Origin of the sequence: Cupriavidus sp. 2SB, from assembly GCF_005503625.1 — a bacterium.
GTDB lineage: Bacteria > Pseudomonadota > Gammaproteobacteria > Burkholderiales > Burkholderiaceae > Cupriavidus.
Genome location: NZ_SCMX01000023.1, coordinates 15,757 through 26,383, shown reverse-complemented (window position 1 = coordinate 26,383; position 10,627 = coordinate 15,757). Strand labels below are relative to the sequence as shown.

The following is a 10,627-nucleotide window of genomic DNA, read 5'->3' as shown; positions in this document are numbered from 1 at the left end:
GAGCCGGCGCGGCCTTCTGGCGGGTCGCCGTGCCCGCTCAGGGCTTTGCGACGTGCCAGACGTTGTTCAGGTTGTCGCCTGCACGATCGCCAGCCTTGGCGTCCTTGGCAAAGCGATAGAGCGGCTTGCCCTTGTACGCATACTGGCGTGCGCCGTCGTCGCGCGTGATGATCGAATAATCGCCCGATGCCGTACGGCCGGGCTCTGCCAACAGCGGCGGCCAGTTGGTGGCACACGCGCCGTTGCAGACGCTCTTGCCACTGCTCGCCGTGTCGCGGTCAAACGTGTAAAGCGTCAGGCCCTGCGGATCGGTCAGTACGCCGTTGGCGACCTTGACGGTCGGCGGCATGTTTCCACCTCCCATTCCCATGCTCGCGCAACCGCCCAGCAGCAGCGCTGCCGTACCCAGTGCCAAGGCAGCCGGTCGCAATGCAGACATGGCGTTGTGACGAATAGTCATCTTCAAGTCTCCCTTCTCGGTCGGCGCCGACAACCGGTGCCGTTCACCCTCAGTAAACACCGAATGTGATGCGTTTGTCGCCGTCGAGTTCAAATAAATGTCACCTGTGATGCGGGCGCTACTCGACAAGACAAACGAAAAAGAGCCCGTCGTATTGGACGGGCTCTTCGATCGACAAGCTCGGGTCCAGCGTCGGCGCGTCTCAGAGTTCGCCGTAGCTATGCAAGCCCGAAAGGAACATGTTGACGCCCAGGAACGCAAAGGTCGTGACCAACAGGCCCACCAACGCCCACCACGCCGCCATGGTGCCGCGCAGCCCCTTCATCAGGCGCATGTGCAGCCATGCCGCATAGTTCAGCCACACGATCAGCGCCCAGGTTTCCTTGGGGTCCCAACTCCAGTAGCCACCCCACGCTTCGGCCGCCCACAGTGCGCCCAGGATCGTCGCAATCGTGAAGAACGCGAAGCCCACGGCGATCGCCTTGTACATCACGTCGTCGAGCAGTTCGAGCGATGGCAGGCGCTCCGCCATGATGCCGCGCTGCTTGAGCAGGTAGGCCACCGCCACCATTGCAGCCAGTGCAAACGTGCCGTAGCCAATGAAGTTCGCCGGCACGTGGATCTTCATCCACCAGCTTTGCAGCGCCGGTACCAGCGGCTGGATCTCCTGCGCATTGCGGGACACCGTATACCAAAGCAGGAACGCCACCGCTGCCGACACTACCAGCATGACGAAGGCGCCCAGCGCGCGCGTGGCGTAGCGACGCTCGTAGTACAGGTAGAACAGCGACGTGATCAGCGTGAAGAGGACGAAGACCTCGTAGAGGTTCGAGATGGGAATGTGACCGATGTCTGCGCCGATCAGATACGACTCGTACCAGCGCACCATCAAACCGGTAAAACCGAGGACCACGGCGGCCCAGCAGAGCTTGCTGCCGATGCTCGCGCCCGTTTCGGATCGGGTGATCAACGACACCCAGTAGAACGCCGTCGAGAGAAACACCAGCGCGCTCATCCACAGGATGGCCGACTGGCTCGACAGCAGATACTTCAGGAAAAATGCCTCTTCGGCACGCGCCAGGTTGCCCTGGTACATCTGGATCGCCAGCAGCGACAGTACGGCGATGCCTACCATCAACGGCCGCACCGCCTTCCAGTGCCAGCCAAGCAGCGCGAACGTCGGCACCGACGCAATCAGCACGGCCTTGTCGTAGACGTTCATCCAGTGTCCGTACTGCGCCAGCGCGAAGCCGGCACCCACAACCAGCAACAGCGCAAAGGCCCAGTCAACCCAGGTCAGCCGGCGAAGGAACGACGGTTCCAGATAGTCGGCATCGAGCGAGGCATCGACCTGAGGGATATCTTGGGCTGCGACGCTCGGTCGTGCTGGCAACCCCGGATTGGCGTGGTTCAGATTGGAGGACATGGCATTCCTGCTATGCGACGCTTGCGCGCCTGTTATATCTGCTATCTCTACGGTCTTTCTACTATAGCGACGCGCCGCGTTGATCATCGCGCGCTGATGTTTCCGATCGATGTGCTGCGGAAGACATCGCTGCCGTGACCCCGGCCCCTACCGCGCGTCCGATATCGTCGCGCAGTGCCGTGAACTCCTTCTCGAAGTCGAGCGTGCGTCGCTGCGTGGACATCGCCATCATGACGTGACTGCCTGTCGCGTCGCTCTCGTCTTCGCGCCTGTCGCGCACCCAGACCCAGACCCGGCGCTCGCGAATGTAGAACATCGCGAACACGCCCAGCGTCAACAGCAGGCAGCCAAGATACACGATGTTTTTGCCCGGCGCACGGGTCATCTGGAACACGCTTGCCTTGACCTCCTTGAAGTCATCAAGCTGCAAAAATACCGGTGCCAGATAGAAAAAGCTGTCTGACAACGCGTTAATGGACTGCTGCAGGAATGCCGCACTTTGCGCATCACCCGGGATCGTCGGCTGCTTGGCCTGCTCACGCGACAGTTGCCACAATTCCCACATCGAACCATTCAGAATCTTCAGCAATACATCGGCGGCCTTCTGCTGCTCGCCCTGCGGCACGGACTTCTCCAGGAACGCCGCAATGGCCGTGAAGCCGCCCGGCGGAGAGTCCGGCGAAGGACGCGTGGCACCGGCAAACAGATCCATCGCACGCAAGGCGCTTTCGGCAAGCTGGCCACGCAGCGCTTCCTTGCCGGCCCCGGGCATCGAGGCTTCCGCAAACCGGCGTGCGGCCTGTTCACGCATCGCCTTGTCCTGCAGTGCCGCACGCAACCGCATCCAGTCATTCAGGCTGCGCTGGTCATCCGCGGGAATCCGCAGGTAACGGAACGACTCGCTAGGGGATTCGCGCATGCCAGCCAGGAATACCGTCTGTCCTTCGAGTTGCACCGGCAGCATGTAATTGTTGAACTCGCGCGCCTGACCGTTGCGATCACGCAGCTTGTACTGGACCGAGGGGCCGACGTTGCGCAGGTTCTTTTCCTTGTCGAGATTTACCGCAGAGCCCAGGTGCTGATCCAGCGTGCCGAGCGGCTTGCGCGCGACGCCGCGCACATCGGCCTTGCCCGAGCCATCGGTCACCGTCTCGACATTGATCTGCCGGAAATCGCTGAACTCGACGGTCAGGCCGTCGACGTCGGGACCCGTACCCGCAAGCTGCACGTTACCGCCCACCGTGCCACCGAGCGCGAAGGTGGCATGGCTGCTACCGGCCATCGGATAGCCCTCGAATTTCAATTGCGAGCCGCCATCCTCGAAGCTCGACTGGTAAATCGCAATGCCATCGATCGTCAGCGGCTCGTTGACCTTGATCGTCGCCTCAGTCTGCTTGCCTGTTGCACGGTCGGTCACAATGACATCGGACGCAAACAGCTTGGGCATGCCGGTCGAGTAGTAGTCGACCGTGAACTTCTTGAGCATGATCGTGAACGGCAGGTCCTGCACCAGCGCGCCGTCCGCGACGTTGAGAATGGCCGTCGACACGGTAGCGCCCTCGGGCACGAACGCATTGCCACGGAATCCCGGGTTGCTCGTCGACAAACGATGCTGGGCCCCGATTTCGCTGATGAGGGCGTTGCCACTGATCGGCGACTTGCCGCCAAACCACATCTGCGCGCGAATCAGCATATCGCCATCGAGCAAACCGCCGATACAGATCACGACGATGGCTGTATGGGCAAGAATGTAGCCAAGCTTGTTCGCAGCCCCGGCCTTCGCCGCCAGCAGCGTGGCACCCTCATGCTCCACCGGCTTGATGCGATAACCCCGATTGCGTAGCAGTGCGGCCACGCGGCCGACCGCTTCCGCACGACCGCGTGGCGCGTCATATTCCCCGCGATGATGGAACGCACGGAGACTGCGCTCGCGCACATGGTCTTTCCACGAACGCATCTCGACCAGCATCTTCGGGGCGTTGCGGGAGATGCACAGCGATGTGGAAATCACCAGGAAGGCCAGGATCAACAGGAACCACCACGAGCCGTACACCTTCTGCAACGACAGCGTGTGGAAGAGATCAGCCCAGAACGGTCCGAACTGGTTGACGTAATTCGGATACGGCTCGTTCTGCTTGAGCACCGTGCCGATCACGCTGGCGATGGCAATCACCGTCAGCAGCGTGATGGCGAACCGCATCGAGGACAGCAACTCGACGGTATCGCGCAGGACGCGGTGGGAGGTCTTCAGGTGCAGCCCTGAAGTGGAAGGGTTCGACATGTGCGGAAACGCCTGAAATCCATGTGGCGCGAGTCTCTCGCGCCGGTGTGACGCCACGGTGCGGCGCAAAAAATGAAAAAGGGTGGACATGCTTCGGCAAGCAGGCCACCCTCTTCGATTGTTGCCCGCGTCTCCGGTTCATCCCACTACGGGATATACCGGATCGCGCGCGATACGACTTAACGGACGCCGGCGACGTAATCCGCCACCGCCTTGATCTCGGCATCCGACATCCTGGCGGCAATCGTGGTCATGACCGAATTGTTCTTGCGGGTGCCCTGGCGGAATGCCACCAGTTGTGCTTCGGTGTACTCGGAATACTGGCCTCCGATACGGGGATACTGCGCCGGAATCCCGGCGCCGGTCGGTCCGTGGCAGCCGGCACAAGCCGGGATACCCTTCGCGGCAATACCCGCACGGTAGATTTTCTGGCCCTGTTCGATCGTATCCTTGTTCTTGGCCGTGGCAGGCTTCAGTGGCTGCTTGGCCAGGTAGGCGCCAATATCACGCATGTCCTGATCCGACAGCGCGCCAGCGTAGAGCGACATGATCGGGTTGTCCCGCGATTTGGCCTTGAAATCGACAAGCTGCTTGTGTGTATAGTCGGCCTGCTGGCCAGCCAGCTTGGGATTGACTGCGGCGCTGCTGTTGCCAGCGGCGCCGTGGCAGGAGAAGCAGGCGGGAACATTGCGATCAGGGACGCCCTGTGTGTAAAGCGTTTCGCCCTTGGCGGGATCAGCTTTCGTGGTGGCGGCCTGCTCTGCGGCAGTTGCCAGCCCAGTCATTGCGCCAAGCGGAACAGCCAGCGCCATGACACCCAAAAGTTTCGCAATGCGGTTCATTAGTACACCTTGTCAGATTTGTTATGAACACCGTAATGCATGCCGCCGGTCGTCCCTTTCCTGACCCCTGCCTTTGTCCTGCCTGGCGGTGAGGAAGCGCCTATGTGAGCAGAAAAAACAGAGAGCCTGGTACCGCGTATGCGCAAGCCTTTGAATTGATCGCGAACAACTTCAAGCTCAAGCGATCGATTTAAAGCATTGCCGATGACATCCGGCAAGAATGCCACACGCCACCTGCTCAGGAGACCGTAAACCGGGTTATTGTACAATAAATCGCTTTCCGGATTGACTTAGGTCATTCTCTGTGGCGACGTCTGCACTGGCAGCTTGCCAAGTCCGGCTTTTCGCCCTCCTTACCGCATTCGCGCATGTCCCTTCTTCATCAGGCCCGCTTCTTCGATACCGTCAACCATCTGCGCGACCTGCCCGCCACGGCAGTGCCCGAGGTGGCGTTTGCCGGCCGCTCCAATGCCGGCAAATCGACGGCCATCAACACGCTGTGCAACCAGAAGCGCCTGGCTTTCTCGTCGCGCACGCCTGGCCGCACGCAGCACATCAACTATTTCACGGTGGCACCGGTCAAGGCCACCGATCCGCTTGCCTTCCTCGTGGACCTGCCCGGCTATGGCTATGCGCAGGTGTCGGGGAGTGCCAAGTTCCACTGGCAGGGACTGCTGTCGGACTATGTCCAGACGCGACAGCAACTGATGGGCCTGATCTTGATGATGGACGCGCGACGCCCTTTCACGGACCTCGATTGCCAGATGGTCGAGTGGTTCCTGCCCACGGGCAAGCCGATCCACGTGCTGTTGACCAAGGCCGACAAGTTGACGCAAAACGACAACACCAATGCGCTTCGGGAAACGCGGCGCATCCTGGCGAACTATTCCCAGCAGATGGACAACCCGCCGCCTCTGACTGCGCAGTTGTTCTCCAGCCTTAAAAGGCGCGGTATCGAGGAAGCCCAGCGCGTAGTAGCCGGATGGCTGGCGCTACCGGAAGCCCAGCCGCCCGAGCAGGGCACGGTCACGCCGCAACCCTGATTCCCTCGCGCATATTCCCGCAGCCATCCCCGCATTGGCCGGACAAAAAAAAGCCCCGTTGCAAGCAACGGGGACAAACTTTCCCACCGGTTCAGGGCGGGTACCCGCTCAGGGAGGAGTAGCGGGGGACACCGCGCTGCGCGAAGCAACACAAGGTGTCCGCGAGTATGATAGCGGGCAGGCACAAAAGTTCTTTTTTCTTTCGACGCTGTTTCCGGGTCACCGGCCGCGAGAGGTTCTGGTGACTTGCGTCGCGCATTTGTCCCCCGACTCACTCCCCTAGATTCAGCCATGTCCACTTTCCCCGAGTACCGCCCGCGCCGCATGCGCCGCGACGATTTTTCGCGCCGGATGATGCGAGAAAACCGCCTGTCGCCTGACAATCTGATCTATCCGGTGTTCATCTTGGAAGGCCAGAACAAGCGCGAAGCGGTGGCGTCGATGCCCGGTGTCGAGCGCGTCTCGGTGGACCTGCTGCTGCCCGTGGCCGAAGATTGCGTCAAGCTCGGCATCCCCGTGATCGCCTTGTTCCCCGTCATCGATCCGTCCGTGAAGACGCCGGACGGCATCGAGGCCACCAACGCCGACGGCCTGGTGCCCCGCGCCGTGCGCGCGCTAAAGGATCGTTTCCCCGAACTGGGCGTGCTGACCGATGTGGCGCTCGACCCGTACACGAGCCACGGCCAGGACGGCGTGCTCGACGAGAACGGCTACGTGATCAACGACATCACCGTCGAGCTTCTCGTGAAACAGGCACTGGTCCAGGCCGAAGCCGGCGTGGACATCGTGGCACCGTCCGACATGATGGACGGCCGCATCGGCGCAGTCCGTACCGCGCTCGAGGAGGCGGGCCACATCCATACACGCATCATGGCGTATTCGGCCAAGTATGCCTCCGCGTTCTACGGCCCGTTCCGCGATGCGGTAGGCTCGGCCGCCAATCTGGGCAAGGGCAACAAGATGACTTACCAGATGGACCCGGCCAACACCGATGAAGCCCTGCGCGAAGTGGCCCAGGACATCATGGAAGGTGCGGACATGGTGATGGTGAAGCCGGGCATGCCGTATCTCGATATCGTCCGCCGTGTGAAGGACGAGTTCAGCTATCCGACCTATGTCTATCAGGTCAGCGGCGAATACGCGATGCTGAAAGCCGCTGCGCAGAACGGCTGGCTCGATCACGACAAGGTCATGATGGAGTCGCTGCTCGCATTCCGCCGAGCCGGTGCCGATGGCATCCTCACCTATTTCGCCCGCGATGCGGCGCGTCTGTTGACGGCCTGAGGCTCCGGCCCCGATATCGCCTGCATGCAACTACTTGGGTTCTCGGCCAGCCAGGTGCATCCGCTGGCCACGCTGGACGCGGCGCGTGACTTCCTGGCTGACAATGCGGCCGCGCGTTTTGTCTGGGCGGATTTCGCCACGGAAGAAGTCACTGCTGCGCCTGCCGCGTGGCGTGACAACCTTGTGGCGCTGACAGGTGCACCGATCCTCGACCTGCACCTCTCCGACGCCACCAATCCGGCGCATCCGTCGTTCTTCGATACGACCAATGCGTACGACATGGTCATCTTCCGCAAGCTGACGTTTGAAACCAGTCGGCAGTTTGCGGAAGAGGAAGCGGAGCATGCAGGCGATGCCGCCGCGCAGGCATCTTCGGGCGCCACGCCCACCGCGGTCGAGCCGTCAGGAACACCGGTAACGCCAATGCCGGCGCCTCAGAAGGCAGCTCGCAAGTACGCACCCGGCTTCCTGCCCGCGCTGGCGAGGATCGACACCCAGCCAATCACTTTCTTCGTATTCGACACCGTGCTGGTGACCGTACGGCCGTCGCCGTCGCGTACGGTCGATCAGGTCCGGCAACGGCTGCTCGATACCTGCGGTGCGCCACGCATCGCCGCACCGCGTGCCAACGGTATCAGTGCGCTGGTGCATGGCGTGCGCCCGCCTACGCGGCCTGAAGACTTGATGCTGCGGCTGCTCAATGCCATGGTCGATCGTTACCTGGATCTGCGGGCGCCACTGACCCGCCAACTCGATCGCTGGCAGCGCGCGCTGCTCAGCACGCGCCGGAGCTTCTCCAGTTGGGAAGGGTTGCTCGACGCCCGCATCCAGCTACGCCGGCTTGAGCACCTGAGCGAGGAGCAACGCGATGCGCTACAGGAGTTTCGCGACAGCCTGCTGGACAATCGCTACAGCACCGAGGATGGTGAGAACGCCACAACGGCCAGTCGCGATGAAGTGCTGCTCGTGCGCCTGACCGATCTGATGGAGCACATCCTGCGCGTGCTCGCCCATGCGCGACGGCTGGAGGACTCGATCGAGTCGGCCGTGCAGATTCATTTTTCCGCCGTGGCACATCGTACCAATCGCACGATGCGGGCACTCACCATCATCACCGCATTGTTCATGCCGCTGACGTTGATCACCGGCATTTTCGGCATGAACTTCGCGCGCATGCCGTGGCTGCAGGAGACCAATGGCTTCTGGTGGACCATCGGGCTGATGGGCGCCGTGGTTGCCACGATCGGCGGAATCTGGGGACTTGGCCGGTGGCTGGATCGATAGGAAGTTGACCGCTCAGGTCTGCGGCGTCTTGCCGAGTGCGCGCTCGAGACTATCGAGGAAGCGATTGGCCGACTGGTAGCCGATCACGCGCACTGGTCGCTCCCGACCATCGGCGCCGAACATGATGATGCCCGGCGGCCCAAACAGGCCGAAGCGCTTCAGCAGCGCCTTGTCGTCGGCATTGTTCGCCGTCACATCGGCCTGCAGCAACACGACGTTGGCAAGGCGGGCCCGCACCTTGGGATCGGGAAACGTCAGTTTCTCCATCTCCTTGCAACTCACGCACCAGTCCGCATAGAAATCGAGCAATACCGGACGTCCCGCAGCCGCCGCTTGCGCCACGCGCGCGTCAAGCTCTGCGACGCTACGTACACGCTCGAATCTGACTTCGCCCTTGCCTGGCGTACTGCCCACCGTGCCCGACACGGCACCGATATGCGAAAGCGGCTGCAGCGGATCGCGCCCGCCCGAAGCCACGCCCACGACCTGGATTGCACCGGCCAGCGCAGCGACCAGACCGAGTCCCTTGCCAAGCCGCAGCAGACCGCGCGCATCCGGTGCGAGTGCGTCGAACGCGCCGAGATATACCGACGCCACGATCAGCAACGCCGCCCATGCGAGCATCACGATCCACGACGGCAGCACGGGTGTGACCATCCAGATCGCCAGTCCCAACAGCATGAATCCGAAGAAGCGCTTGGTGGCCTCCATCCACTTGCCGGCGCGCGGCAGCAGGTTGCCCGCACCCACGCCCACCAGAATTAGCGGCACCCCCATGCCAAGAGCCATTGCCAGCAGCGCAGCACCACCGGTCAGCGCATCGCCCGTCTGAGCGATATAGGCCAGTGCCCCAGCGAGCGGCGCAGTGACGCATGGTCCAACGATCAGTGCCGAGATGGCCCCCATCGCCACGGCGCCGGCGATCTGTCCGCCCTGGCGCCGATTCGAGGTAGCTGTCAGACCAGTCTGCCAGCGTTGCGGTAGTTGCAGTTCGTACAAACCAAACATCGATAGCGACAACGCGACCATCAGCAACGCAAAGGCGCCCAACACCCATGGCGTCTGCAGCGCAGCCGACAGTCCTTCGCCAGCCAGACCTGCCGCCACACCAACCGCCGTATAGACGACGGCCATGCCAAGCACATAGGCCAGCGAAACGATGAAAGCCCGTCCGCGCGTCACATGCTCGCCCACGACGATCGACGACAGGATCGGCACCATGGGCAGCACGCAAGGCGTAAAGGTCAGCAGCAGCCCGAGGCCGAAGAACAACCCGCCAATCAAGGCAAGGTTGCGCGTGGCGAGCGCTCCGGCGATTCGATCACCGTCGTCCGCCGTCAGGCTGCGCTTCACCGTCGCGCCCGCTGATGTGGGTACGTCCGACTGAGCGGAGGAACCACTCGCCGTATCCGCGTTGGACTCGCCTGGGCTGGACCGAGGTGCCGCATTGCGATCGCCAAACAGCTTGCCCAGTACCGAGCCGCCAACCTTGTAGACACTCTCCATGGGCGGGTAGCACAGGCCCTTGTCGGCACAGCCTTGCGACGTCACCACAAGGCTCCATTGCCCATCCGAGGGCGCCTGTTCCACAGGCACCTTGATCACCACCGCACCGCGGTACGTTTCCATGTCCTTGCCGAAGGTCTCGTCGAAATGCACCTTCCCCTGCGGCAATTCGGGCTTACCGAGCCTGACATCCTGCGGCTTCGCGGCGAACGCGAAACGCTCCCGGTACAGGTAGTAGCCATCGGCAACGTCGAATCGGATCTCGACAGTCTTCGGATCGAGCTGCTTTGCGGAAAAACGGAATGCCTGCTCGGGCGGCAGGAAGTCATCCTCGCTCGCTGCGTGTGCCGGGTTCCACGCGAACAGGCAGACCCACGTCGCAAACATCGCAATCAGCAACGTAGCCGACCGTGCGGCGATATGACGCAGGATTTGCCGTGCGAAAAATGACGTCGCACCCTTCGGCATGCTTGCATCCACCCAGTTACCCGACATTCCCAT

Annotated in this window: 8 protein-coding genes; 3 read left to right on the top strand and 5 right to left on the bottom strand. The window is 62.2% G+C overall.

Annotation, left to right across the window (positions count from 1 at the left end):
- Positions 1-37: 37 nt before the first annotated feature.
- From FFS21_RS13170 to FFS21_RS13155, 4 genes are all read right to left on the bottom strand, one after another.
- On the bottom strand, positions 38-460 hold the full coding sequence (locus FFS21_RS13170) for a COG4315 family predicted lipoprotein (RefSeq protein ID WP_137925275.1): 423 nt from the start codon (positions 458-460) through the stop codon (positions 38-40).
- Positions 461-662: 202 nt separating this feature from the next.
- Positions 663-1,886 (bottom strand): c-type cytochrome biogenesis protein CcsB, encoded by a 1,224-nt coding sequence (gene ccsB / locus FFS21_RS13165; RefSeq protein ID WP_137925274.1) that lies wholly within the window; start codon positions 1,884-1,886, stop codon positions 663-665.
- Between the two features lie 61 nt (positions 1,887-1,947).
- Positions 1,948-4,167 carry a cytochrome c biogenesis protein ResB gene (locus tag FFS21_RS13160; protein WP_137925273.1) on the bottom strand — a complete coding sequence of 740 codons (2,220 nt, stop codon included), beginning with the start codon at positions 4,165-4,167 and terminating at the stop codon, positions 1,948-1,950.
- Positions 4,168-4,346: 179 nt separating this feature from the next.
- Positions 4,347-5,009 carry a c-type cytochrome gene (locus tag FFS21_RS13155; protein ID WP_137925272.1) on the bottom strand — a complete coding sequence of 221 codons (663 nt, stop codon included), beginning with the start codon at positions 5,007-5,009 and terminating at the stop codon, positions 4,347-4,349.
- Positions 5,010-5,377: 368 nt separating this feature from the next.
- Between FFS21_RS13155 and yihA the strand changes: the two genes are divergently transcribed.
- The 3 genes from yihA (at position 5,378) to FFS21_RS13140 (ending at position 8,620) form a co-directional block, all read left to right on the top strand.
- Complete coding sequence (gene yihA / locus FFS21_RS13150) at positions 5,378-6,052, top strand: ribosome biogenesis GTP-binding protein YihA/YsxC (protein ID WP_137925271.1); 675 nt, start codon at positions 5,378-5,380, stop codon at positions 6,050-6,052.
- A gap of 291 nt (positions 6,053-6,343) precedes the next feature.
- A complete protein-coding gene (gene hemB / locus FFS21_RS13145; RefSeq protein WP_137925270.1) occupies positions 6,344-7,336 on the top strand; it encodes a porphobilinogen synthase in 993 nt (330 codons plus the stop codon).
- A 24-nt stretch (positions 7,337-7,360) separates the two neighbouring features.
- Positions 7,361-8,620 (top strand): magnesium transporter CorA family protein, encoded by a 1,260-nt coding sequence (locus FFS21_RS13140; protein ID WP_137925269.1) that lies wholly within the window; start codon positions 7,361-7,363, stop codon positions 8,618-8,620.
- Positions 8,621-8,632: 12 nt separating this feature from the next.
- On the opposite strand, the gene dsbD is transcribed toward FFS21_RS13140, so the two are convergent.
- Complete coding sequence (gene dsbD / locus FFS21_RS13135) at positions 8,633-10,594, bottom strand: protein-disulfide reductase DsbD (protein WP_249359364.1); 1,962 nt, start codon at positions 10,592-10,594, stop codon at positions 8,633-8,635.
- Between the last annotated feature and the right edge of the window lie 33 nt (positions 10,595-10,627).

Bases quoted from the DNA above. Each gene is read 5' to 3' on its own strand.
- FFS21_RS13170 (WP_137925275.1), bottom strand. From the start codon at position 460: ATGACTATTCGTCACAACGCCATGTCTGCATTGCGACCGGCTGCCTTG.
- ccsB (WP_137925274.1), bottom strand. From the start codon at position 1,886: ATGTCCTCCAATCTGAACCACGCCAATCCGGGGTTGCCAGCACGACCG.
- FFS21_RS13160 (WP_137925273.1), bottom strand. From the start codon at position 4,167: ATGTCGAACCCTTCCACTTCAGGGCTGCACCTGAAGACCTCCCACCGC.
- FFS21_RS13155 (WP_137925272.1), bottom strand. From the start codon at position 5,009: ATGAACCGCATTGCGAAACTTTTGGGTGTCATGGCGCTGGCTGTTCCG.
- yihA (WP_137925271.1), top strand. From the start codon at position 5,378: ATGTCCCTTCTTCATCAGGCCCGCTTCTTCGATACCGTCAACCATCTG.
- hemB (WP_137925270.1), top strand. From the start codon at position 6,344: ATGTCCACTTTCCCCGAGTACCGCCCGCGCCGCATGCGCCGCGACGAT.
- FFS21_RS13140 (WP_137925269.1), top strand. From the start codon at position 7,361: ATGCAACTACTTGGGTTCTCGGCCAGCCAGGTGCATCCGCTGGCCACG.
- dsbD (WP_249359364.1), bottom strand. From the start codon at position 10,594: ATGCCGAAGGGTGCGACGTCATTTTTCGCACGGCAAATCCTGCGTCAT.